Source organism: Micromonospora sp. CPCC 206060 (assembly GCF_036906895.1).
In the GTDB taxonomy this organism is placed as follows: Bacteria; Actinomycetota; Actinomycetes; order Mycobacteriales; family Micromonosporaceae; genus Micromonospora.
In genome coordinates, this window is record NZ_JBAKHU010000001.1 from 137,479 (window position 1) to 160,732 (window position 23,254).

The 23,254-nt window shown below is 73.3% G+C and carries 18 protein-coding genes and 1 pseudogene; 9 read left to right on the forward strand and 10 right to left on the reverse strand.

Annotated elements, in window-relative coordinates:
* Nucleotides 1-33: 33 nt before the first annotated feature.
* From V6U90_RS00635 to V6U90_RS00645, 3 genes are all read right to left on the reverse strand, one after another.
* A complete protein-coding gene (locus tag V6U90_RS00635) occupies nucleotides 34-1,011 on the reverse strand; it encodes a carbohydrate kinase family protein (RefSeq protein WP_334430498.1) in 978 nt (325 codons plus the stop codon).
* Between the two features lie 254 nt (nucleotides 1,012-1,265).
* The gene (gene erpA, locus V6U90_RS00640; protein WP_334430500.1) at nucleotides 1,266-1,634 is read right to left on the reverse strand and encodes an iron-sulfur cluster insertion protein ErpA; all 369 of its coding nucleotides are present in this window, start codon (nucleotides 1,632-1,634) and stop codon (nucleotides 1,266-1,268) included.
* A 160-nt stretch (nucleotides 1,635-1,794) separates the two neighbouring features.
* Nucleotides 1,795-2,916: a glycerate kinase family protein gene (locus tag V6U90_RS00645; RefSeq protein WP_334430502.1), complete on the reverse strand. Its 1,122-nt coding sequence runs from the start codon at nucleotides 2,914-2,916 to the stop codon at nucleotides 1,795-1,797.
* Between the two features lie 71 nt (nucleotides 2,917-2,987).
* On the opposite strand from V6U90_RS00645, the gene nadA reads away from it, so the two are divergent.
* From nadA to V6U90_RS00660, 3 genes are all read left to right on the forward strand, one after another.
* Nucleotides 2,988-4,157 carry a quinolinate synthase NadA gene (gene nadA / locus V6U90_RS00650; protein ID WP_334430504.1) on the forward strand — a complete coding sequence of 390 codons (1,170 nt, stop codon included), beginning with the start codon at nucleotides 2,988-2,990 and terminating at the stop codon, nucleotides 4,155-4,157.
* 104 nt (nucleotides 4,158-4,261) lie between these two features.
* Nucleotides 4,262-5,737, forward strand: a complete 1,476-nt coding sequence (murA, locus tag V6U90_RS00655; RefSeq protein ID WP_442933491.1) for a UDP-N-acetylglucosamine 1-carboxyvinyltransferase — start codon at nucleotides 4,262-4,264, stop codon at nucleotides 5,735-5,737.
* 99 nt (nucleotides 5,738-5,836) lie between these two features.
* Entirely contained in the window at nucleotides 5,837-6,484 is a 648-nt protein-coding gene (locus V6U90_RS00660; protein WP_334430505.1) for a DUF3043 domain-containing protein, read from the forward strand.
* A gap of 62 nt (nucleotides 6,485-6,546) precedes the next feature.
* Here V6U90_RS00660 and V6U90_RS00665 read toward each other — a convergent pair.
* From V6U90_RS00665 to V6U90_RS00675, 3 genes and pseudogenes are all read right to left on the reverse strand, one after another.
* Nucleotides 6,547-7,458, reverse strand: a pseudogene (locus V6U90_RS00665) (ABC transporter ATP-binding protein); the annotation flags it as partial.
* Between the two features lie 44 nt (nucleotides 7,459-7,502).
* Nucleotides 7,503-8,315: an ABC transporter permease gene (locus tag V6U90_RS00670; RefSeq protein WP_334430508.1), complete on the reverse strand. Its 813-nt coding sequence runs from the start codon at nucleotides 8,313-8,315 to the stop codon at nucleotides 7,503-7,505.
* Nucleotides 8,308-9,159: an ABC transporter permease gene (locus tag V6U90_RS00675; protein WP_334430510.1), complete on the reverse strand. Its 852-nt coding sequence runs from the start codon at nucleotides 9,157-9,159 to the stop codon at nucleotides 8,308-8,310. The genes V6U90_RS00670 and V6U90_RS00675 overlap by 8 nt, the downstream gene beginning before the upstream one ends.
* 155 nt (nucleotides 9,160-9,314) lie before the next feature.
* On the opposite strand from V6U90_RS00675, the gene V6U90_RS00680 reads away from it, so the two are divergent.
* Together V6U90_RS00680 and V6U90_RS00685 are read left to right on the forward strand one after the other, a co-directional pair.
* Nucleotides 9,315-13,226, forward strand: a complete 3,912-nt coding sequence (locus V6U90_RS00680; RefSeq protein WP_334430512.1) for a WG repeat-containing protein — start codon at nucleotides 9,315-9,317, stop codon at nucleotides 13,224-13,226.
* An 89-nt stretch (nucleotides 13,227-13,315) separates the two neighbouring features.
* On the forward strand, nucleotides 13,316-14,314 hold the full coding sequence (locus tag V6U90_RS00685) for an aldo/keto reductase family protein (protein WP_334430514.1): 999 nt from the start codon (nucleotides 13,316-13,318) through the stop codon (nucleotides 14,312-14,314).
* 222 nt (nucleotides 14,315-14,536) lie between these two features.
* Here the strand turns inward: V6U90_RS00685 and V6U90_RS00690 are convergent, their stop codons facing one another.
* Nucleotides 14,537-15,334, reverse strand: a complete 798-nt coding sequence (locus V6U90_RS00690) for a site-2 protease family protein (protein WP_334430515.1) — start codon at nucleotides 15,332-15,334, stop codon at nucleotides 14,537-14,539.
* Nucleotides 15,335-15,339: 5 nt separating this feature from the next.
* Entirely contained in the window at nucleotides 15,340-15,540 is a 201-nt protein-coding gene (locus tag V6U90_RS00695) for a hypothetical protein (protein WP_208817294.1), read from the reverse strand.
* A 177-nt stretch (nucleotides 15,541-15,717) separates the two neighbouring features.
* On the opposite strand from V6U90_RS00695, the gene V6U90_RS00700 reads away from it, so the two are divergent.
* The 3 genes from V6U90_RS00700 (at nucleotide 15,718) to V6U90_RS00710 (ending at nucleotide 19,902) form a co-directional block, all read left to right on the forward strand.
* A complete protein-coding gene (locus tag V6U90_RS00700) occupies nucleotides 15,718-17,712 on the forward strand; it encodes a bifunctional adenosylcobinamide kinase/adenosylcobinamide-phosphate guanylyltransferase (RefSeq protein ID WP_442933492.1) in 1,995 nt (664 codons plus the stop codon).
* Nucleotides 17,702-18,475, forward strand: coding sequence for an adenosylcobinamide-GDP ribazoletransferase (gene cobS, locus V6U90_RS00705; protein WP_334430517.1), 774 nt, complete (start codon nucleotides 17,702-17,704; stop codon nucleotides 18,473-18,475). Before V6U90_RS00700 ends, cobS begins: the two co-directional genes overlap by 11 nt.
* 113 nt (nucleotides 18,476-18,588) lie before the next feature.
* Nucleotides 18,589-19,902 (forward strand): DUF2314 domain-containing protein, encoded by a 1,314-nt coding sequence (locus tag V6U90_RS00710; protein WP_334430519.1) that lies wholly within the window; start codon nucleotides 18,589-18,591, stop codon nucleotides 19,900-19,902.
* Nucleotides 19,903-19,911: 9 nt separating this feature from the next.
* Here V6U90_RS00710 and gcvT read toward each other — a convergent pair whose 3' ends face one another.
* Complete coding sequence (gene gcvT / locus V6U90_RS00715) at nucleotides 19,912-21,042, reverse strand: glycine cleavage system aminomethyltransferase GcvT (RefSeq protein ID WP_334430520.1); 1,131 nt, start codon at nucleotides 21,040-21,042, stop codon at nucleotides 19,912-19,914.
* 160 nt (nucleotides 21,043-21,202) lie between these two features.
* On the opposite strand from gcvT, the gene V6U90_RS00720 reads away from it, so the two are divergent.
* Complete coding sequence (locus V6U90_RS00720) at nucleotides 21,203-22,789, forward strand: leucyl aminopeptidase (protein ID WP_334430522.1); 1,587 nt, start codon at nucleotides 21,203-21,205, stop codon at nucleotides 22,787-22,789.
* A gap of 113 nt (nucleotides 22,790-22,902) precedes the next feature.
* On the opposite strand, the gene V6U90_RS00725 is transcribed toward V6U90_RS00720, so the two are convergent.
* Nucleotides 22,903-23,238, reverse strand: coding sequence for a hypothetical protein (locus V6U90_RS00725; RefSeq protein ID WP_334430523.1), 336 nt, complete (start codon nucleotides 23,236-23,238; stop codon nucleotides 22,903-22,905).
* Nucleotides 23,239-23,254 lie beyond the last annotated feature (16 nt).

Consider the following 23,254-nt stretch of genomic DNA (forward strand, 5'->3'; position numbering starts at 1 on the left):
GGGTGCGTCGCCGGGACCCCTGGCGGACGGAGCTCAGTCGAGCAGGTGCGGGCGGACCTCGTCGGCCGCCGCTTCGCCGTACGACTCGGCCAGGCGTTTGACGAACAGATCCCGGCGGACGTCGTACTCCTGACCGCCGAAGCTCTCCAGCACGAGGGTGGCGAGCAGGCAGCCGACCTGGGCGGCCCGTTCCAGCCCGAGCCCCCAGGAGAGCGCGGTGAAGAACCCGGCCCGGAAGCCGTCGCCCACGCCGGTCGGGTCGACCGCCTCGATCTCCCGGGCGATCGGGACGTGGATCCGCTCGACGTCCCGGCCGACGATCTCCACGCCGTCCTTGCCGAGCGTGGTCACCCGGACCTGCACCCGGTCCAGCAACTGGTCGTCGGTCAGCCCGGTCTTGCTCTGCAGCAGCGACTTCTCGTAGTCGTTGGTCATCAGGTACCGGGCGCCGTCGATCAGGCCGAACACGTCGGCGCCGTCCATCCGGGCGAGCTGCTGGGAGGGGTCGGCGGCGAAGGCGTACCCCCGCTCACGGCACTCCTCGGAGTGCCGGATCATCGCCGCCGGGTCGTTGGGGCTGATCAGCACCAGGTCGAGGCCGCCGACCCGGGCGGCCACCGGGGCCAGCTCGATGTTGCGGGCCTCGCTCATCGCCCCGGCGTAGAACGAGGCGATCTGGCACATGTCCTGATCGGTGGTGCAGACGAACCGAGCGGTGTGCGCGACCTCGCTGACGTGCACCGAGTCGCAGTCCACCCCGTGCCGCTCCAGCCACGAGCGGTAGTCGGCGAAGTCGGTGCCGACCGCACCGAGCAGGATCGGCCGCAGGCCGAGCTGACCCATCCCGAAGGCGATGTTCGCGGCGATGCCGCCCCGGCGCAGCACCAGGTCGTCGACGAGGAAGGACAGCGACACCTTGTGCAGCTGGTCGGCGATGAACTGGTCAGCGAACCGGCCCGGGAAGGACATCAGGTGGTCGGTCGCGATGGAGCCGGTTACGGCGATCTTCATGTCGGCCCTCAGGGTCGGGTACGGGAGCACGGCGCGGGTCAGCCTACCCGTCCCCGTCGTCGTCGCATCGTCCGTCTGTCAGCCGCCGGCCACGCTGTCGACCGCCCCCGTTCACCGGATGTCACCGACCTGCGGTGCGCCGGTGCCGCGGACGGAAAACGGCGGGGCCGCCCCTGCCCGGGGCGGCCCCGCCGTTCATGCTGGTCGGACGGGCACGGCCCGATCCGCTGGCGCGGTCGACCGCACCGGCCGGCTCAGTGGAACGAGTCGCCGCAGGCGCAGGAGTTCTGCGCGTTGGGGTTGTCGATGGTGAAGCCCTGGGCGTCGATCCGGTCGGCGAAGTCGATGGTCGCGCCGGCCAGGTAGGGGGCGCTCATCCGGTCGACGACGACCTCGACACCATCGAAGTCGGAGACGATGTCACCGTCGAGCGAGCGCTCGTCGAAGAAGAGCTGGTACCGCAGGCCGGAGCAGCCGCCCGGCTGCACGGCGACGCGGAGCCGCAGGTCGTCGCGGTCCTCCTGCTCGATCAGGGCCTTGACCTTCTGCGCCGCGACGTCGGTGAGGACGATGGCGGTCGGGGCCTGGGCCTCGGTCGACTCGGTCTGCGCTGGCGTGGTCACGTGGCATTCTCCCTGCGCGCGTTCGGTCTGGTCCGTACCGGGCAACGCTAGCCGCCGGTCCTGTGATTCCCAATCTGGTGCGAATTCGATTGTAGGCCGCAGCGATGAAGGTCACCCGGCGGCCGGCGTGAACCGCCACCGAGCCCGGGGCGGGAAGGGGTCAGCGGCTCCACTGGCCGGCCAGCCGGGTGCCCAGCGCCCGCAGCCCCTCCACCGGCCGGGCCATCGCCGTCTCCACGTCCCCGAAGTGCTCCACCAGGCTGTACGCCTCGGTGACCCCGGCCGCCGCCGCCTCGCGTCGGCCGGCGCTGACCCGACCGGCCAGCACCACGCAGGGCAGTCCCCGGTCCCGGGCCGCCCCGGCGACCCCGGCCACCACCTTGCCGCGCAGCGACTGGTGGTCGAACGAGCCCTCCCCGGTGATCACCAGGTCCGCCGCGTCGAACGCGGCGTCCAGCCCGATCAGCCGGGTGACCAGGGCGATCCCCGACTCGCACCGGCCACCGAGGGCGAGTACCGCCGCGCCGAGCCCACCGGCCGCACCGCCGCCGGGCAGTGCGGCCAGCCCTGCCGGGCAGGCGGGCAACTCCCGCTCCAGCACCGTCGCGAAGCGCTCCAGCGCCGCGTCGAGCAGCAGGATGTCCTCCCGGGTGGCGCCCTTCTGCGGGCCGTACACGTTGCTGGCGCCGTGCAGACCGACCAGCGGGTTGTCCACGTCGGTGGCGGCCACGAGTTCGACGCCGCGCAGTCGGGGCGTACCGGCGAGGGCCTCGACCGCGGTCAGCGCCGCACCGCCGTAGGGCAGGGCGTGCCCGGCGACGTCCAGCGGAGCGGCGCCGAGGGCGGCGAGCATTCCGGCGCCCGCGTCGTTGGTCACCGAGCCGCCCAGCCCGATCACCACCCGCTGGGCGCCGCCCTCCACCGCTGCGGCGATCAGCAGGCCCAGCCCGTACGAGGTGGTCACCTTCGGGTCGCGCTCCGCCGCGTCGAGCAGGTGCAGGCCGCACGCCTGGGCGCTCTCCAGGTAGGCGGTGCCGTCGGTGGTGAGCAGGATCTCCCCCGGCACGGCCCGGCCGAGCGGGTCGACGGTCGGCACCGGTACCCGCCGGCCGTCGACCGCCCCCGCGAGTACCTCGACGAAGCCGGGCCCGCCGTCGGCCAGGGGCCGGGCGATCAGGTCGTCGTCCGGGGCGACCTGGCGCCAGCCGTCCGTGACCGCGGCCACCACCTCGGGGGCGGACAGGGTGCCGGCGAACTTGTCCGGGCAGAACAGCACGCGCATGGTGGGTCAGTGTGGCAGGCCACACCGGGGGCGGCTGCGCCACGTCCGGGTCGTGGGACACCATGGAGTACGTGAACGCGCCCTGGGTTGAACCCTCCCCCACTGCCACCGCCCTGCTCCTGCTCGGCCGGGGCGGCGATCCCGGGACCGAGCGGGGCGTCGAGTGCCCGGGCGACCTGCCGGCACCGAGCGACCCGGACCTGGTGGCCCGCGCGGCGGCGGCCAGGGCGGCGCTGGGTGACCGGGTCTTCGTGCTGGGTCACCACTACCAGCGGGACGAGGTGATCCAGTTCGCCGACGTGACCGGCGACTCGTTCAAGCTGGCCCGCGAGGCGGCGGCCCGGCCCGACGCGGAGTACATCGTCTTCTGCGGCGTGCACTTCATGGCCGAGAGTGCCGACATCCTCACCTCGGGCCGCCAGGCGGTGATCCTGCCGGACCTCGCCGCCGGCTGTTCGATGGCCGACATGGCGGTGCTGTCGCAGGTCGAGACCGCCTGGGAGCTGTTGCAGGACCTCGGCATCGCCGGGGAGACGGTCCCGGTGACCTACATGAACTCGTCGGCGGACATCAAGGGCTTCGTCGGCCGCAACGGCGGGGTGGTCTGCACCTCGTCGAACGCCAAGCGGGCGCTGACCTGGGCGTACGAGCAGGGGCAGAAGGTGCTGTTCCTGCCCGACCAGCACCTGGGCCGCAACACCGCCGTGCTGGAGATGGGTTTCTCGCTGGACGACTGCGTCCTCTACGACCCGCACAAGCCGAACGGCGGGCTGACCCCCGAGCAGCTACGGGCCGCCAAGATGATCCTCTGGCGCGGGCACTGCTCGGTGCACGGGCGGTTCACCCTGGACAGCGTCAACGAGATCCGGGAGCGGGTACCGGGGGTGAACGTGCTGGTCCACCCGGAGTGCCGGCACGAGGTGGTCACCGCCGCCGACCAGGTCGGGTCGACGGAGTACATCATCAGGGCCATCGAGGCCGCGCCGGCCGGTTCGGCGTGGGCGGTGGGCACCGAGCTCAATCTGGTACGCCGGCTCGCGCTCGCCCACCCGGACAAGCAGATCATGTTCCTCGACCGGGCGGTCTGCTACTGCTCGACGATGAACCGGATCGACCTGCCGCACCTGGTCTGGGCGCTGGAGGAACTGGTCGCGGGTCGGGTGGTCAACCAGATCACGGTTGACCCGGTTACCGCGCACCACGCCCGGGTAGCACTGGACCAGATGCTCGCCCTACCCTGACCCCAACTTAACCCTGAGTGACCACAGTCGTACGGATAATCACCGTCGTCCCTTTTTTGTGCCATCGGAACGGTCTGAACCGCTCGGGTGGATAACCGAGGGCTATGCTGCCCGGGCGACAACGAGCCAACCGTGACGACGGTTGCGCCCCCCTCGGGCAGCGGCAGTGGTCGATCGCCCGCCCCTTAACTTTCCACAGCAGCACCGACGCGCTGGAGGTTGCGTTGACCGACGACGTACTGGTCGTACACGGAGGCACCCCCCTACAGGGACAGATCCGGGTCCGCGGCGCGAAGAATCTCGTGTCCAAGGCGATGGTCGCGGCACTGCTCGGCGACTCGCCGAGCCGGCTCTACGACGTACCCCGTATCCGGGACGTGGAGGTGGTCCGCGGCCTGCTCGACCTGCACGGCGTCCGGGTCACCGACGGCGACGAGGACGGCGAACTGGTCTTCGACCCGGCGAACGTGGAGAGCGCCAGCACCGACGAGATCAACGTGCACGCCGGGTCCAGCCGGATCCCGATCCTGTTCTGCGGCCCGCTGCTGCACCGCCTCGGCCACGCCTTCATCCCCGACCTGGGCGGCTGCCACATCGGCCCCCGGCCGATCGACTTCCACATGCAGGCGCTGCGGGAGTTCGGCGCGGTGGTGGAGAAGCGCCCCGAGGGGCTGCACCTGACCGCCCCGAACGGCCTGCACGGTACGAAGTTCTCGCTGCCGTACCCGAGCGTCGGCGCCACCGAGCAGGTGCTGCTCACCGCCGTGATGGCCGACGGGGTCACCGAGCTGCGCAACGCCGCCGTCGAGCCCGAGATCATCGACCTGATCTGCATCCTGCAGAAGATGGGCGCGATCATCAAGGTGCACACCGACCGGGTGATCGAGATCCAGGGCGTGCCGCGCCTCGGCGGGTACCACCACCGGCCGATCCCGGACCGGATCGAGGCGGCGAGCTGGGCCGCCGCCGCGCTGGCCACCCGGGGCGACGTCGAGGTGCTCGGCGCGCAGCAGGTCGACATGATGACCTTCCTCAACGTGTTCCGCTCGGTCGGTGGCGCGTACGAGGTCACCGATGCCCGCCCGCCGCGGCTCGGCTCCGCCGGCCAGGAGGGCGGCATCCGGTTCTGGCACCCGGGCGGTGAGCTGAAGTCGGTGGCCCTGGAGACCGACGTGCACCCCGGGTTCATGACCGACTGGCAGCAGCCGCTGGTGGTCGCGCTGACCCAGGCCCGGGGCCTGTCGATCGTCCACGAGACGGTCTACGAGCAGCGGCTGGGCTACACCGAGGCGCTCAACTCGATGGGCGCCAACATCCAGGTCTACCGGGACTGCCTGGGCGGTACCCCGTGCCGCTTCGGCCGGCGCAACTTCAAGCACTCTGCGGTGATCGCCGGGCCGAGCAAGCTGCACGCCGCCGACCTGGTCATCCCGGACCTGCGGGCCGGTTTCTCGCACCTGATCGCCGCGCTGGCCGCCGAGGGCACCTCGCGGGTCTACGGGGTGGACCTGATCAACCGGGGCTACGAGGACTTCGAGGCGAAGCTGGCCAGCCTCGGCGCCCACGCCGAGCGTCCCTGACCGACCGGCGGAGGCCGTCGCGGGACCGGCCATGACGGCCCGCTGACCGACCTGCCGGACCGCCCGTAACGGACCTCACCCGACGCCCGGTGCACCTTGATGTGCACCGGGCGTCGACGTTTGGCTACCCTTCACCCCGTGCCGTCGCTGTTTCGCCGCAAGTCCAGCCAGCTCGTCGACGAGGCCGTCCCGCAGGAGACGCCCGACGAGCAGCCCACGTCCGTCCGCTCCCGGGGGTACACCCCGAGCAAGAAGGAGCTGGGCAGGGTCACCCCGAAGCGGCCGGCCGCCGGTCGCCGGTTGACCGCTGATCCGGTACCGGCGAACAAGCAGGAGGCGCGTGAGCGGCGCCGGGCTGCGCGGGCCCAGGCCGCCGAGGAGTTCCGCCGGGAGGGCGGGCCGCGTGACCGGGGGCCGGAACGGCTGCTGGCGCGCAACGTGGTCGACTCCCGCCGTACCGTCGGCACCTGGTTCTTCGGCGGCGCGCTGATCGTGCTGATCGGTTCGTCTCAGGCGATGCCGCCGGTGGTCCGGCTGGTCTCGAACCTGCTCTGGGGGGCGCTGGCCATCGGGGTCGTGATCGACTCGGTGCTGATCTCGCGGAAGATCAAGAAGCTGGTCCGGCAGCGGTTCCCCAAGACCGACCAGCGGCTCGGCTCGCTCTACCTGTACGCGATCATGCGGTCGATCACCTTCCGCCGGATGCGGACCCCGGTCCCCCAGGTCAACATCGGCGACCCGATCTGACCCGCCCCAGGTGTTAACAAGGGCCCCTTCCTATACCGGAAACGATAGGAAGGGGCCCTTCCTTACGTTCCATACAGCCGGGCGACGACCTCCTCGATGTCGGGTTCGACGATGGAGATGTCGCGCAACGTGGCAAGGCCGGCCAGGGCGGCCACGACCTGCGCGGCGGTCACCGACTCGCAGGCGAAGACCAGCCGGTGACCGTCGGCCTCGGTCCGCAGCAGCGGCGCGCCGGGTAGCACGGGCGGGTCGGCCAGCGGAGTGTCCAGCTCGGCGACCACCAGCCGGGGTGAGCCGTACCGGGCGTGCAGCGCGGCGATCGACCCGTCGTGCACCACCCGCCCGTGGTCGATGACCACCAGGCGGCGACAGAGCCGCTCGATGTCGGCCAGATCGTGGGTGGTCAGCACCAGGGTGGTGTCACCGGCCCGGCCCAGCTCGGCCAGGAATCCCCGAACCGCCTGCTTGCTCACCACGTCCAGGCCGATGGTCGGCTCGTCGAGGAAGAGCACCTCCGGGCTGTGCAGCAGGGCGGCGGTCAACTCCCCGCGCATCCGCTGGCCGAGCGAGAGCTGGCGGACCGGGGTGTCCAGGAACGCGTCCAGGTCGAGCAGGTCGCGGCAGCGGCGCAGTCGGGCGGCGTGGGTGTCGGCCGGCACCCGGTAGATGTGCCGGAGCAGGTCGAAGGAGTCCCGCAGCGGCAGATCCCACCAGAGCTGGGAACGCTGACCGAAGACCACCCCGATGCGCAGCGCGAGCCGGGTACGCTGCGGTACCGGCCGCAGACCGCAGACCCGCACCGTACCGGCGGACGGGGTCAGCACGCCGGTGAGGATCTTCAGGGTGGTGGACTTGCCGGCCCCGTTGGGGCCGATGTAGCCGAGCATCTCGCCCCGGGCCACCCGCAGGTCGACCCCGTCGACCGCACAGACGGTCCGCCTGGTCCGGCGCAGCCGGCCGGCCCGGACCCGGACGGTGAACTCCTTGCGCAGCCCGCTGACCGCGATGACCTCGTCGCTCAAGACCCCGTACTCCGGTAGTGACGGATACCGAACCGCCAGGCCAGGGTGGCCACCCCGGCAGCGGCCAACGCGACAACCGGCGCGGCCCAGCCCGCCCAGCCCGGCAGGCCGAGCGGATCGGACCGGCCGAGTAGGGCCAGCGCCGGCTGGTAGGCGACGAAGGCGAAGCCCAGCCCGTACGCGAAGATGTTGCGGAACCAGCCGTCGTAGACGGTGACCGGGTACGAGGTGAAGTCCCGTCCCCCGTAGGTCACCGCGTTGGCCAGCTCACCGGACTCCACCCAGAAGAACGACACGGCGGCCGAGGCGACGAAGACCGCACCGAAGAAGACCACCCCGGCGAGCGGTGCGACGACGGCCAGTGCGACCCGGGCCGGGGTCCAGTCGATGTTGGCTGAGCCCAGCGCCACCAGCAGGACGGTCAGGCCGAAGATCGCCCGGGAGACCTTACGCAGCGGCAAATCCATCAGCAGCAGTTGCGGCAGGGCGCCGAGCGGCCGGACCAGTACCGCGTCCAGCAGGCCGGTGCGGACGTACCTCGGGATCCGCTCGATGTTGCCGACCAGCAGGTCCGCGGTGGCGAAGGAGCAGGCGGAGATCCCGACGATCACCATGGCCTCACGCAGGTCGAATCCGCCGAGGCTGCGGGTGACCCCGAAGAGCACCAGTACGGTGAGCACGTCGAAGACGGTGGCGCCCACGTTGCCGGTCAGGTCGACCAGGAACGACGTCCGGTAGGCGGCCTGGGACCGGGCCTGCGCGCCGAGCAGAGCGCGATAGGCCCTGAACACCCCCGTCCGGTCAGCCACCCTGGATCACCAGCCGGCGCTCGGCCCGCCGCTGCACCGTACGGCAGGCGCCCAGGAGCAGCACCGCCCAGGCGATCTGCACCCCGACGATGCCGACCTGGATGCCGACCGGGTCGCGTTCGACGAGTACGTCGAGGGGCGCCTGGAGCAGGCTGGGAAACGGGGTGGCCAGCCAGAGCGGCACGTAGCACCACTCCGGCAGGAAGCGCAGCGGGAAGTAGAGCCCGCCGAGCACACCGGAGCCGAGGGTCCAGAGGATCATCGGGCCGCGTACGTCGTGCAGCCAGTAGGCGGTGGTGTTGACCAGGAACCGGCAGCCGAAGCTGATGAGCACGGCGAGCAGCACGGAGAGCGCGAAGAGCGGACCGGTCGCCCATCGGGTGGGCAGGTACACGTCGAAGAAGAGCGGACCGACCAGTACCGGCGGCACCAGGCGGGTCAGCAGCGCGTACCCGGCCCGCCCGAGGTCGACGGCGAGGTAGCTGGTCACCGGGTGCACCGGGCGGAGCAGGTCGGTGGCCACGTCGCCGGTGCGGATCCGGTCGGCCAGGTCGGTCCAGCCCCAGAGGAGCACCACGGCGAGCAGGCCCTGCCCGGCCCAGACGAAGGTGACAAGCTGGGCCGGGTCGTACCCGGCGGCGACGCCGGCATTCTGGGCCACGGCGAGCAGGACGTAGCAGCGCAGGAAGCCGAAGACGGTGTTGACCAGCGCTCCGGCGACGGCGGCCTGGCGGTAGGTGGCGTACCGACGAAAGCCAGATGCGGCAATTACCCGAAATATCCGGAACCACAGGATAACGTTTATGCGCTGGGGGGATGCCACAGTGGCGGTGAGCCAGGCCACGCCGTTACCCTCCTTCCGCGAGCACGCTGCACCGGTCGGGTGACCCTACCGGTGCCCCCGGCCGCCCAGCGCGACAATTTCCGACGAGGTGACACCGCCGTGAGCGAGCGACGCGAGCCGGTTCCCGGGCCGCGGCACGCCGACCGGGTTGCCTCATGACCGACCGGTACCTCGGGCGCTGGCACGATCCGGCCGAACCAGCCTGGGTCGTCGCGCCCACCTCGGAGTGGCATCCCCAGTTCCCCGGGCAGCGCTACCCCGGCGACATCGGGCTACGGGCCACCCCGCGACCGGCGGTACGCGGCCGGGCCGCCGTCCCCGGCCGGACCAGCACCCCGAACAACGGGGAGGACCGCTGGAACGTCGACGAGTTCCGGCACCGCCCGGAGCGGACCGACCGGTTCGACGGGCACCCGCCGCAACGACGCGGCGCGACGTACCCGTCGTCCGGCGCCGGTGAGGTGTACCCACCGGAGCGGCGGCACCGGGGGCAGGAGTGGCCTGATCCACGGCCGGTCAGTCCCGGCTGGTCCACGCCCCGGGACCCGGCCGGCGAACGGCCGCCTTCCTGGGACCCGGTCACCGGCTGGTCGGCACCCCGCGACCCGTTCCACGACCGGTCCGCAACCCCGGATCCCTCCCACGACCGGTCCGCGACCCGCGAACCCTCCCACGACTGGTCCGGCCCGGCCTCCGGCTGGCGTCGTGAGGCTGAGCCGACCTGGTCGGAGCGGCCCGACCGGCCCGGAACCCCGTACCGGCGGGGAGGCTGGTCGGACGACGCCGACCCGGGCGACACCCAGCCCCTGCCGCCCGGGCACCGGGCCACTCCGGGGGCCCGTACTCCCCGGCCGCCGGAGACCGAACGGCCCGGACCGGGCTGGACCGAGCGCTGGCGGGAGACGTACCCACCGGATGACCGGCCCCGCCACCCGCACCCGGCGGCCGGGACCGGCGGGTACCCGCCGGACGGTGACGATCACCGACGCAGGTTCCCGGTGCCGGGATCCCCCGGATCCCCCGGGACGCCGGGCCACCGCCCCGATCAGCGTCCGCTGCCGGGATTTCCCGGAACGCCGGACCACCGCCCCGATCAGCGTCCGCACCCGGCTCCCGGGCGGGAAGCCGCCTGGCACGGTTCGCCGTCGGACGGGCGACCCCGTTCCGACGGATCGGTCGGTCGGCCACCGGTGCCGCCCGAACCGGACCGGGCCGGGCAGATCCGGCCGGCTGATCCCGGCCCGCTGCCCGGTCAGCCCCGACCGGTCCGCGACGAACCGTTCCCCGGTCAGCCCGCCCCGACGTCGTGGGCCGAGTCCCGACGTCCGGTCGAGCACACCCCGGCGGCGCAGCCGGCCGCCCCGGACCCCCGACCGGCACCGGACCCGTGGTTCACCGCCGCACCGACGTCCGGCGCACCGGTATCGGGCGTACCGGTCTCCGGCGCTCCGACGTCGGCACCGGTCTCCGGCGTGCCGACCTCGGGTGCGCCGGTCTCGGACACGCCTGTTTCCGGTGCTCCGGTCTCGGGGATGCCGGTCCCGGACGCTTCGGTCCCGGATGCTCCGGGCTCGGGGGCACCGGTCTCCGGTGCTCCGGTGCGAGGTTGGGCGGGTCCGGTCAGCGCACCACCAGCCGCACCATCTCCGGTGCCACCCCGCGTCGAGAGCCCGGCCACTCCCCCGGCACCGGTCCGTCCCGACGCCCCACCGCCGGCGCCGCCGATCGCCGGTCTCCGCCTGGAGTTCCTCCCGACACCGGAACCGGCTCCGGCTCCGGCGACCCTGGACACGGCTGCCGTACCGGCACCGGAGACGGCTGCCGTACCAACTCCGGAGGACTCGGTCCTGCCCGTGGTGGAAACCCCCGTGGCCGCGACCGACGAGGTACCGGCACCAACCGTCCCCGCCCCGGCCATGGACACGCCGGCACCGACCGTCCCCGCCCCGGTCGTGGACACGCCGGCACCGACCGTCCCCGCCCCACCGGCAACGGAGGCGGTTCCCGGCCCCGACGCACCGACGACCGGCGCGCCGACGGGCACTGACGCGCCCGCCGGCAGCTCCAGCAGCGGGATCGAAGCCGCAGACATCCACGCCACGCCCGACATCGCACCTCCGGTGGTCGACGCTCCGATCGACCTCGACCTGCCGGTCGCCGGTACCCCGATCAACCTCGACCACGTCCCGGCCGATGCCCCGATCGGCGTCGAGGTCGACCTCGCCGACGCGCCGGTCCGCGTCGACCTGCCCGTGGTCGGCGCCCCGATCGGTACCGCCCAGGGCGGAGCCGTGGTGCCAGAGTTCCGCTGGTCAGCCGTACCGGCCACCGACGAGCCGGTGGCCGGCCCGCCGATCCCGTGTCCGCCGGCCCCCGAACCGGCGACCGGCGCCACGGTCGCTGCTCCCATCCCGGTGGAGGCACCGGTCTCGGCACCACCCGTCACCGACCTGCCCGACTCCGCACCCGCCGCACCGGTCTCCGCACCACCGGCCGCCCCCGTCACCGCGCCACCGGCCGGTGACGCCGCCGGCCCGGTCCCGCCGGTCGCGGAACCGTCCGGGGACTCGCCGGCAGCGGAGCCGGTGGTCACCGGCGACGAGCCGAACCCCGCGCCGGAACCGGAGGACCACCTCGACGACCGGGCGGCGACACCCGGTGACCGGGCGCCGGAAGGGAGCGGCGACGGTACCCCGGAGGTGGCCCCGCTCCCCTCCACCAGCGGGACGGAACGCCCCGTACCCGTGGCGTCGACGCTGCCGACGACGGACCCGGAGCAGACCCTCGCGGCGTACCGGTGGCGGTTGGATCCGGACACGTTGCGCGAGGTGGCCGACGAGCCGGACACGCTGCGGGCCGTTCGGGAGCAACTGGGCGCGAAGCTCGACGCCGCCAGCGACGACCGCGCCCGCGCCCGGCTGCTCAGTCTCCGGGCGGTGGTCTCGCGGATCCTCGGCGACCTGGACCGGGCCCTGGCCGACGGCACGCTGGCGCTGACCCACGCCGAGGCGACCGGTGAGCTGCGCCGGATCGCCATCGTGAAGGCCCGGCTGGCCCACGTGCACCAGTGGCGGGGCGAGTTCGACGAGGCGGACCGGCTCTACACCGAGGCCAACTCGTCCGAACTGCCCGACCGGCTCCGCGCCACGATGCACGAGCACGCCGGCCGGTGCTGTCTGGAGCAGGGCCGCTACATCGAGGCGTGCACCCACTTCGAGCGGGCCCTGGACCTGCGTACCGTGGTCGACGCCGACCTGGTGGCCCGGACCGAACTCGCGCTCGATGCGGTGTTCAACCGGGTCGCCGCGAAGGGCTGGGGTCCGTATCCGCGTACGCCGGAGGAGATCCGGTACGCGCACCGGCCACCAGTGCCCTGCTTCGACCAGGACACCCGCCGCTGGGGGTACGCCGACGTGCACGGTGAGCTGACCATCACCGCCGACTACGCCGAGGCCCAGCCGTTCCGGGACGGGGTGGCCTGGGTACGACGCCCCGAGATGGACGCGTGGACGCTGATCGACGAGACCGGGACCTGCCTGATCGGGGCCACCGCCGGGTACCGGGGGGTCGGGTCCTTCTCCGACGGGATCGCCTGGGTCTCCCACAACGGGGCCGGTGACTGGCTGGCGGTCGACAAGTCGGGCACGGTGCTGATCCCGGCCGGCTTCGATGACGTACGTCCGTTCCGGCGGGGCGTGGCGGCGGTACGCCGGGGCGGTTGGGGTGCGGTCGACCGGACCGGGCAGGTGGTGGTACCCACGTCGTACTCGGGGTTCACCACCGCCCTGACCGACGGCCGGTACATCGACGGCTTCACCGACGAGGGGCTGGCCGTGGTGGACGTCAACGGCCGCAAGGGTGTCGTCGACCGGGCCGGCCGGGTGGTGGTACCCCCGACCCATCCGGCGCTGGTCATCCACCCGGTGGCGTTCCTGGTCGGTGACAGCGGTCAGTGGGGCGCGCTGGACCGGCGTGGCCGCCGGCTGATCGACCCGGTGCACCGCAGCCGGTTGGATGTCATGGCGGAGATCGACCGGCTGCTCGCCGACACCACCCCCGTGCTCTAGCCCACACCTGGTATAAAGGGGCCCTTCCTCTACCAAATGCGTTAATAGGGGGCCCTTCCTTACCCCGTGGCCGCGGTTAGGGTCGGGGTATGGAATTCCGTCATCTGGGCCGCTCAGGCCTCATGATCAGCGAGATCTCGTACGGCAACTGGATCACCCACGGCTCGCAGGTCGAGGAGGACGCGGCGCTCGCCTGTGTCCGGGCCGCCCTGGAGACCGGCATCACGACCTTCGACACCGCCGACGTCTACGCCGGCACCCGGGCCGAGGAGGTGCTCGGTCGGGCGCTGCGCGGCGAGCGCCGGGAGGGCCTGGAGATCTTCACGAAGGTGTACTGGCCGACCGGTCCGGGTCGCAACGACCGGAGCCTGTCCCGCAAGCACATCATGGAGTCGATCAACGGCTCGCTGCGCCGCCTACAGACCGACTACGTCGACCTGTACCAGGCGCACCGGTTCGACCACAGCACTCCGCTGGAGGAGACGATGGAGGCGTTCGCCGACGTCGTGCACTCCGGCAAGGCGCTCTACATCGGGGTGTCGGAGTGGAAGGCGTCCGAGATCCGCGCGGCCCACGGGCTGGCCCGCGAGCTGAGGATCCCGCTCATCTCCAACCAGCCGCAGTACTCGATGCTCTGGCGGGTGATCGAGGCCGAGGTGGTACCCGCCAGTGAGGAGCTAGGCGTCGGTCAGATCGTCTGGTCGCCGATGGCGCAGGGCGTTCTCTCCGGCAAGTACCTGCCCGGCCAGCCCCCGCCGGCCGGCTCCCGGGCCACCGACGACAAGTCCGGCGCGCAGTTCATCGCGAAGTTCCTCAGCGACGACGTGCTGACCCGGGTGCAGCAGCTCAAGCCGCTCGCCGAGCAGGCCGGGCTGACCATGGCCCAGCTCTCCATCGCCTGGGTGCTGCAGAACCCGAACGTCTCGTCGGCCATCGTCGGTGCGTCGCGCCCCGATCAGGTGCACGACAACGTCAAGGCCGCCGGGGTGAAGCTGGACGCCGGGCTGCTCAAGGCGATCGACGAGGTCCTCGACCCGATCGTCGAGCGGGATCCGGCGGAGACGGTCAGCCCGCCCCGCCGGCCGTAGTACCCGCCCGCCGGGCACCGGCCCGGCCGCGGCACCGGGGGCACGGGTTGGCCGCGACACCGGGGCGCACACGGGGTTGGCGGCGGCACCGGGGCGCACGGGGTTGGCGGCGGCACCGGGGCGCACGGGGTTGGCGGCGGCACCGGGGCGCACGGGGTTGGCGGCGTTTCTGATCGCGCGGAACGCTGTCAGCCCCGTGCGCAACCGGACGGAGCAACCGGGTCAGCCCTGCCAGAAGCGGATCAGGTCCAGGCCGTATGCGTAGAACGGGGCCGGCAGGCCGAGCAGGTTCGCCAGGGCGAAGACCGCATCGAAGAACCATCCGCCGACGCGCGGGTTCCACAGCAGGGCGAAGAGCAGCAGGAACCCGAAGGGCGCCATCAGGTCGTAGCCACGCTGCCACTGCGGCGACAGCCAGGGCTGGATCATGTTGCCGCCGTCCAGGCCGGGGACCGGCAGCAGGTTGAGCAGGCTCGCGGTGAGCTGGAGGAAGGCTAACAGTGCGACCCCGGCCCAAAATTCCGGGTACGCGTCGTCCGCGCCGAGCCGCAGCGCCACCACCAGCACCACGGTGAAGAGGACGTTCGTCGCCGGGCCGGCCAGGCTGACCAGGGTGTGCCGCAACCGCCCGGGGATCCGGTGCCGGTCCACCCAGACCGCCCCACCGGGCAGCCCGATCCCGCCCAGCAGCACCACGACCAGCGGCAACGCGATGGAGAGCAGCGGGTGGCTGTATTTCAACGGGTTCAGGGTCAGGTAGCCCCGGTGGGCGACGCTGCGGTCGCCGGCCCGGAAGGCCACCAGCGCGTGCGCGTACTCGTGCAGGCAGAGCGAGACCAGCCAACCGGAGACGACGAAGAGAAAGACATCCAGCCGGACGTTGCCGACCCGGTGCCAGGTGAGCGCGCCGCTGGTGACGAAGAGGGCCACCAGCGCCAGGAAGACCGGGCTGGGCCGCAACGCCGCCCGGGGTACGCCGAGCAGCAACGGCTCGCCGTATCCCGGGCGGTCGTTGGTCATGCCGGTCACTCAGCCGTGGGCAGCAGGCTCATCTGGTACTCGACACGGTCGTCCTCGACGAGCGTGACCGACGTGATCCCCGACGCCGTGAGCTGCCGCCAGGTCTGACCGATCCACGACTCGGCATCCGCCTGACTGCCGAACGTCTCGGCCGGTCCGCTGACCGCGCCGCCGTCCGCGCCCTCGTACCGCCAGCTCCACGCCATGCCGTCTCCCCTCGTCGATGCGCCCGTGCGTCAACCGGTGCAAGCCTAGTCGGCCGTACCCGCCCGCCGCCCGCTCCACATCCCCCGCCCCGGCACCGCCCGGTCGGCCGTCGTTCCCGCCGATCCGGGGTCCCACCTGCCAGTCCGGTACGCCGGTGGTGGCTCTAAGGTTTGAACATGTCCGTTGACGGGTGGAACACGGTCCTGGTGCTGGGCGGCATCCGGTCCGGCAAGTCGGAGTTCGCCGAATCGCTGGTCGCCGACGCTCCGGCGGTCCGGTATGTCGCCACCTCGGCGGATGTCGGCCCCGACGACCCGGAGTGGGCGGCCCGGATCGAACGGCACCGGGCGCGCCGTCCGGGCGGCTGGACCACCGAGGAGACCGCCGCCGACCCCTCCCGGCTGGCCCGGGTGATCGCCGAGGCCCGGCCGGACGAGACGCTGCTCGTCGACGACCTCGGCGGCTGGGTGACCGTGCTGCTGGACCCGGCCCACCAGCCCGCCGACGATCTCACCACCGTCGCCGAACTGGCCGCCGCGGTGCGGGACTGCACCGCCCGTCTGGTGCTGGTCAGCCCTGAGGTGGGACTCTCCCTGGTGCCGACCACGCCGCTGGGCCGGGCCTTCACCGACGCCCTCGGCGCCACCAACCGGGCGGTCGCCGACGCCTGCGACGCGGTGGTCCTGGTGGTCGCCGGCCAGCCCTCGTGGCTGAAGCCGGGCGCCCCGCTGCGCGCGGCGAGCGTACCCAGCCAGGCCGAGCCGAGTGCGGCGGAGGGCGTACCGGGTACCGGCGCGGAGCCGACCCGGTCGCCGGAGGTGCTCAGCCCGGAGCCGCCCGCGCCGGCGGTCACCGCCACCGAGGCCCCGGCGCCGTGGGCGGCACCGACCATGGCGCTGCCGATGGTCGTCACGGGTCTGGTCATCCAGCCCGGCATGGATCTGCCGATGCCCGACGAGTACGCCGGTCCGCAGGCCCTCGACCGGCTCGCCACCCTGGACGTACCGGGCACCGGCCTGGGCGTCCTGGAACGGGTCGTCGGGTTCGCGGCGGCCACCCAGGGCACCCCGACCCCGGCCCCGTGGGGCGCGGTGCGGGTCCTGCTGCTGCACGGTGACCACACCGGTGGTGCCGCCGCCGGGACCGTCCCCGGTGAGTCGACCCGCCGGGCCGATCAGGCGCGGGCCGGCGTCGGGCCGCTGGCCCGGCTGGCCGCCGAGAGCGGGGCGGGTCTCCAGGTGGTCGACGCGCCGACCGCCGCGCCGATCGAGGAGGGCCCGGCGTTGACCGCAGAGGCGGTCGAGTCGGCCCTGCGCTACGGCTGGCGGCTCGCCGACGAGGCGGCCGACGCCGGCGTGCAACTGCTCGTGATCGGGGCGTGCGGCGCCGGTACCGAGACGGCGGCGGCGGCCGTGCTCGCCGCGACCGCGGGCGCGGAGGCGCCGGCGGTGCTCGCCCGGGTGGTCACCCCCGGTGGTCACCTGGACGACAATGCCTGGATGGCCCGCTGCGCCGCGGTCCGGGACAGTCTGCGCCGGATCCGCAGTTCGTCCCGGACGGCCAAGGAGATCCTGGCCGAGTTGGGCGGTGGGGACATCGCGATCGCCACCGGTGTGCTGCTCGGCGCGGCGGCCCGGCGGTTGCCGGTCCTGCTCGACGGGCCGGTCGGCCTGGCGGCCGGCCTGGTCAGTCGGGACCTCGCCGGGCAGGCCCGGCACTGGTGCCTGCTGCCCGACCACGGCGGCCACCCGGCGGTCTCCCTCGCCGCCGACGTGCTCGGCCTGGCCCCGCTGCTGGACCTGCGCCTCGACCTCGGCGAAGGGGCGAACGCGCTGGCCGCGCTGCCGCTGATGCGGTCGGTACTCGCCCTGGCCGCCGCGTTGCCGGCGCACCCCGGCCTGGCCGGCCCCGGCTCGGACGGGCCGGGCGACGGACCGAACGACGGACCGGGAGACGGGTCGGACGACGGGCCCGGCGACGGGCAGCCGGCCGGGGAGGACGAGCCGGACTTCACCGAGCCGGAGCCGAGCGGGCCGGGACCGACCACCACCGGACCGACCCGTCCGGACAGCACCGGGCCGGGTGACCCGACGGGTACCGAGCCCACCGGCATCGACCCGATCGACCGGCCCGGCATCGACGGGGCGAGTGCCGCCTGGCGTGCCGGCTGACCGGCGGCTGGGCGCCGGCGCGCGGCTGGCCCTCACCACCTTCACCACGCTGCCGGTCCGGTCCGGCCGGATCGACCGGGCGGTCGCCGGGGTCGCGATGTCCCTCGCCCCCGCCGTGGGCGTGCTGCTCGGCGTGCTCCTCGGTGCGTTGCTGACCGGGCTGGTCACCGTCGGCGCCACTCCCCTGCTGGCCGCCGCGGTGACGGTCACCGCGGCGGCACTGTGCACCCGGGGACTCCATCTGGACGGGCTGGCCGACACCGTCGACGCACTCGGGTCGTACCGGTCCGGTCCCGGCGCGCTGGAGATCATGAAGAAGCCGGACGTCGGCCCGTTCGGGGTGGCCGCGCTGGTACTCGTACTCCTGATGCAGGTGGCGGCGCTCGCCGCGCTGGCCGACCGGTCCTGGCCCGCGACGCTCGCCGCAGTGGTCACCGCCGTCGCCGCCGGCCGGCTCGGGGTCGGCCTGGCCTGCCGGCGCGGGGTGCCGGCGGCCCGGCCGGACGGGCTGGGTGCCCTGGTGGCCGGTACCGTCGGCCGGCCGGCGCTGGCCGCCGGCACGGCCGTCGTCGGACTGGCCGCGCTGGCGGCCGTGCCGGGCCGCCCGTGGCAGGGTCCGCTCGCCGTCCTCGTCGCCCTCGCCGTCGTGGTGCTGCTGCTGCGCCACGTGGTACGCCGGCTCGGCGGGATCACCGGCGACGTGCTCGGTGCCGTGGTGGAGATCACCACCCTCCTGGTCCTGCTGCTGCTCGTGCCGGTCTGACGGATGGCTGTGGGCCGATCCGGCCCGGCTTCAACGGTGATCGGCGCAGCGGTGGGCGACGCGGCAGGTAGCGTTTCGTTGACAGCACCGGCGACGTCTCGTGGGGGACGACAATGCTCATCACGGACGATTTCCTGCCCGTTCCGGTACCGGAGTCGCTGACCGCGACCTACCTGGTGCCGCTGACCGGCCTGCCGCCCACCAGCCCCCGACGCGCGGTCGAGGCCCTCGCGGGCCGGATCGCCGAGCCGGTGCACGGCCTGGCCCGGCAGATGCTGGACAGCCCGTTGATGAGCGTGGACACCCGCTCGATGAGCGAGTTCCCCCGGCTGCCCCCGGATCTGCTCACCGCGTTCGGGGCGAGCCCCGAACAGCTCGCCCGGCTCGGCGAGGCGACCCACCTGGTGGTGGTGCAGGCCGAGTACCGGCCGGGCTGGCCACCGGCGCACGAATGGGCCGCCCGGGCGGTCGCGGCAGCGATGGCCGAGCAGGTCGGCGGGAACGTCGTCGACGTCTTCGGCCTGCAGTTCCTCACCCCGGACGCGGCGCTGCGCTCGCTGCCCGACGAGCGGGGCCGGGTACGCCTCGTCGACTGGGTCCTGGTGCCGTACTCCTCGGACGCCGACGGGCTCTGGTTCACCACCAAGGGGCTGCGCCGCTTCGGGCTGATGGAGTTGCAGGTGCAGGGAGTGCCGGACCATCTCACCCGCGCCTGGGGGGCGGTGATGACCGGCGCGGCCCGTCGGCTGCTACGCACCTTCACCGACGGCATCGCCACCGAGGAGGTGCCCGCGTTCGTGCAGCTACCGGTGCTGGCCACGATCACCGGGCACGACATCGCGGTGGCGTACGGCAACCCGGAGCAGCAGGTGGCGACGGCGCCGGTGCTGCTGCGTCTGGAACTGGACCCGGCGACCGACCCGGACGCGGACTCGTTCCTCAGCCTGCGGCCACCGGCCGGGCACACCGGCCCGGCCGGGCGGTACTTCGCGGCGGTCTGCGCCACCCTCTTCGGCTCCGGCTCCGGCTCGGGGCAGCCGGACATCCACTACGCCCGGCCGGGCGACGCGATGGCCCGGGCCGTGGCGACCGCCCGGGAGGGACTGCCCGGCATCCGGCGCCGGTTCCTCGCCGGTGAGTTGCCCGACGGGACGCAACTCGTGGTCAAGTACGGGCTGCCCACCGACGACGGCCCCGAGTTCGTCTGGGCAGGGGTGCGGTCCTGGGCCTCGCCGGAGCGGATCGTCGGGACCAGCGCCAGTGACGCCACCACCGACCCCACGGTCCGCATCGGCGCTCCGGTGGTGGTCGCCGCCGCCGAGGTGGTCGACTGGGCGCTGCTCGGCGGCGGCGGGGTGATCGAGGGTGGCTGGACCCAGGCGGTCCTGGACGCCGGTGACCGGGGCGACACCCCGCCGCCGCACTGACCTACCGGGCTACTTCACCGACGGTGTGACGAAGGGCGGGCGGACCACACGTACCGCCGCCCGCCGGCCCCGCACGTCCAGCTCGACGGTCTCCCCGTCGGCGATCCCGGCCGCCGTGTCGAGCAGGGCCAGGGCGATACCGACCTTGCGGGTCGGCGAGAAGGTGCCGCTGGTCACCGTGCCGATCGCGGTGTCGCCCGCGTACGCGGTCATCCCGGCGCGCGGGATGCCCCGGTCGACCGCCTCCAGCCCGCGCAGGGTACGGCGGGGACCGGCGGCCTTCTCGGCCAACAGCACGTCCCGGCCCCAGAAGGCCGGCTTCTGCCAACCCACCGCCCAACCGGAGCGGGCCTGCACCGGGGTGATCTCCAGGGAGAGGTCCTGCCCGTGCAGCGGGTAGCCCATCTCGGTACGCAGGGTGTCCCGGGCACCCAGGCCGCAGGCGCGCAGCCCGTACGCCGTACCGGCGGCGTGCAGCGCGTCCCAGACGGCGACCGCCGACCCGGCGGGTACCACGAGTTCGTAGCCGTGCTCGCCGGTGTAGCCGGTCCGGCAGACCACCACCTCGGCGCCGTCCAGGATGCCGGTGGAGAAGCTCATGTACTCGTGCCCGGTGGGCAGCCCCAGCTTGTCGAGCAGCTCCGCCGACTGCGGCCCCTGCACGGCCAGGACGGCGTGCGCCTCGTGCTCGTCGGTCACCGTCACCGACGGCGGAGCGGCGGCGCGCAGTCGGCGGACCACCTCGGCGGTGTTGGCCGCGTTCGGGACCAGGAAAACGTGGTCGTCGGCGTACCGGTAGGCGATGATGTCGTCCACCACGCCGCCGGTCGCGTCGTCGCAGCAGAGGGTGTACTGCGCCTTGCCGGCCGCGATCCGGTCCAGGTCGTTGGTCAGGCAGGAGTTGACGAAGTCGACCGCCCCCGGGCCGGTGACCCGGGCCTTGCCCAGGTGGGACACGTCGAACACACCGACCGCCGTACGCACCGCGGTGTGCTCGGCGAGCACCCCGCCCCCGGCGTACTCCAGGGGCATCTGCCAGCCGCCGAAGGCGGCGAACTTGGCACCGAGTGCGGTGTGCCGCTCGTGCAGCGGCGAACGGCGCGGCGGGGCAACGGGAACGTCGGCGGTCGCGTTGGTCATGGGTCGCAACTTACCGGGGGTATCCCCGCTGGTTAGCATCGCGTCATTCCTCCGACGCCAGTCGGTAGGACAGCCCGGGGTCCGGCGGGTAGGTTGCGCCGGAGACCTTCATCGCCGGTCCGCGCGCAACGCGACCGGCCAGCCCGTCCGGAGACGCCGAGTGACATCGTCCAGCACCACCCTGAGCCTGGTCGACACCGACCCCGCCGAGCTTGCCGTTGACGCGATCGTGATCGGCGTGCACAGCCAGACGACCGGGTCGGACGACGTTGTGCCCGCCGGGAATGGCAGCTACACCGCGACCCTGCTGCTGGCCAGCGGCGCGGAGAGCATCGCTGCCGCGTTCGACGGCAAACTGACCGAGACCCTGGCGCTGCTCGGTGCCACCGGCAGTCCGGGTGAGGTGATCAAGCTGGCCACCCTGGGTACGGTCACCGCCCCCCTGGTGGCCGCGGTCGGCCTCGGTCCCGAGCCGACCGGCGCCGCGCCGGCGCCGGAGACGCTGCGCCGCGCGGCGGGTGCCGCGGTCCGGGCGCTGGCCGGGGCCGAGCGGGTGGCGTTGACCCTGCCGCTGCCCGACGACGCCGACGCGCCGGCCGCGCTGCGGGCGGTCGCCGAGGGTGCCCTGCTGGGTGGTTACCGCTTCGCCGGCTACAAGACCCGGCCGCAGCCGACCCGCCGCCCGCCGGTGGCCGAGGTCGCGGTGCACGTACCGGATGCCGGTGACCCGACCGCGCAGGCCGAGGTGGCCCGGGCCCGGGCGGTGGCCGCCGCGGTGCGGCTGACCCGGGACTGGGTCAACATGGCGCCGAACGAGCTGCGCCCGCCGGACTTCGCCGACGCGGTCGCGTCGGCGGCGCGGGAGGCCGGCCTCGGCGTCGAGGTGCTCGACGAGGCCGCGCTGGCGGCCGGCGGGTACGGCGGCATCGTCGCGGTCGGTCAGGGTTCGGAGGCGCCGCCCCGCCTGGTGAAGCTCAGTTACACGCCGGAGGGGGGCGGGTCCGGCAGGACCGTCGCGCTGGTCGGCAAGGGCATCACCTTCGACACCGGTGGTATCACCATCAAGCCGGCGCAGGGCATGTGGGAGATGAAGTCCGACATGGGCGGCGCGGCGGCGGTCGGCGCGGCGATGCTGGCCGTCGCGGCGCTCAAGCCGGCGGTGACGGTGCACGCGTACCTGCCGATGGCGGAGAACATGCCGTCCGGCACCGCGTACCGCCCGGGTGATGTGATCACCATGTTCAACGGCAAGCGGGTCGAGGTGCTGAACACCGACGCCGAGGGACGGATGGTCCTCGGTGACGCGATGGCACGGGCCTGCGCGGACGGCTGCGACTACCTGCTGGAGACCTCGACCCTGACCGGCGGCCAGGTGGTCGCCCTGGGCAAGCGGGTCGCCGGGGTGATGGGTACGCCGGAACTCTGCGAGCGGGTCCGGGTGGCCGGTGACACGGTGGGCGAGCCGGCGTGGCCGATGCCGATGCCGGAGGACGTCCGCAAGGGCATGGACTCCGATGTGGCGGACATTTCCCAGGTCAACGCGGGTATGGACCGGGCCGGCCACATGATCCAGGGCGCGGTGTTCCTGCGCGAGTTCGTGACCGACGAGGTCGCCTGGGCGCACATCGACATCGCCGGGCCGAGCTACCACGTCGGCGAGCCGTTCGGCTACTGGACCAAGGGCGGCACCGGGGTACCGGTGCGGATGCTGCTCGAACTGGTCGAGGACATCGCGGCGAACGGCTGACCGGACGCACCAGGCACCGACCCCGGCCCGACGGCCCGGGGTCGGTGCCGTTCCGGGCGGCGCCGCGGTCAGTACAGCCACGGTCAGTACAGCCACGGTCAGTACTGCCGCGGTCAGTACAGCTCCGGCCGGCGCTTGCGACGCTCGTTGAAGTCCCGCATCCGTTGCGGGTAGCCGACCAGGCGCACGTCGTAGATCGGGATGCCGAGCCGGTGGGCGAACCGGCGTGCCCCCTCCGGGGAGTCCACCCGGCGGCGGGTCCACTCGCCGTCGAAGGCGATCAGCATGACGGTGGTCTCGGTCACCGTGGTACGCGGTTCGATGAACGCCTCGACCCCGGTCCGGGAGCGGACGAACTGTTCGAGGTGGTCCAGGTCGGCGCGGGTGGCGCCCCGGTCGCCGGAGGCCGCGCCCCCGTCGGGTCGCCTGCGTCGTCGGAACAGGCCCACCGGGCATCCCCTCCAT

Coding starts and splice junctions, on each gene's coding strand:
- V6U90_RS00710 (WP_334430519.1), top strand. CDS start 18,589: ATGCTCATCACGGACGATTTCCTGCCCGTTCCGGTACCGGAGTCGCTG.
- murA (WP_442933491.1), top strand. CDS start 4,262: ATGCTGCCCGGGCGACAACGAGCCAACCGTGACGACGGTTGCGCCCCC.
- V6U90_RS00660 (WP_334430505.1), top strand. CDS start 5,837: ATGTGCACCGGGCGTCGACGTTTGGCTACCCTTCACCCCGTGCCGTCG.
- V6U90_RS00700 (WP_442933492.1), top strand. CDS start 15,718: ATGTCCGTTGACGGGTGGAACACGGTCCTGGTGCTGGGCGGCATCCGG.
- V6U90_RS00645 (WP_334430502.1), bottom strand. CDS start 2,916: ATGCGCGTGCTGTTCTGCCCGGACAAGTTCGCCGGCACCCTGTCCGCC.
- V6U90_RS00685 (WP_334430514.1), top strand. CDS start 13,316: ATGGAATTCCGTCATCTGGGCCGCTCAGGCCTCATGATCAGCGAGATC.
- V6U90_RS00690 (WP_334430515.1), bottom strand. CDS start 15,334: ATGACCAACGACCGCCCGGGATACGGCGAGCCGTTGCTGCTCGGCGTA.
- V6U90_RS00680 (WP_334430512.1), top strand. CDS start 9,315: ATGACCGACCGGTACCTCGGGCGCTGGCACGATCCGGCCGAACCAGCC.
- V6U90_RS00695 (WP_208817294.1), bottom strand. CDS start 15,540: ATGGCGTGGAGCTGGCGGTACGAGGGCGCGGACGGCGGCGCGGTCAGC.
- V6U90_RS00635 (WP_334430498.1), bottom strand. CDS start 1,011: ATGAAGATCGCCGTAACCGGCTCCATCGCGACCGACCACCTGATGTCC.
- gcvT (WP_334430520.1), bottom strand. CDS start 21,042: ATGACCAACGCGACCGCCGACGTTCCCGTTGCCCCGCCGCGCCGTTCG.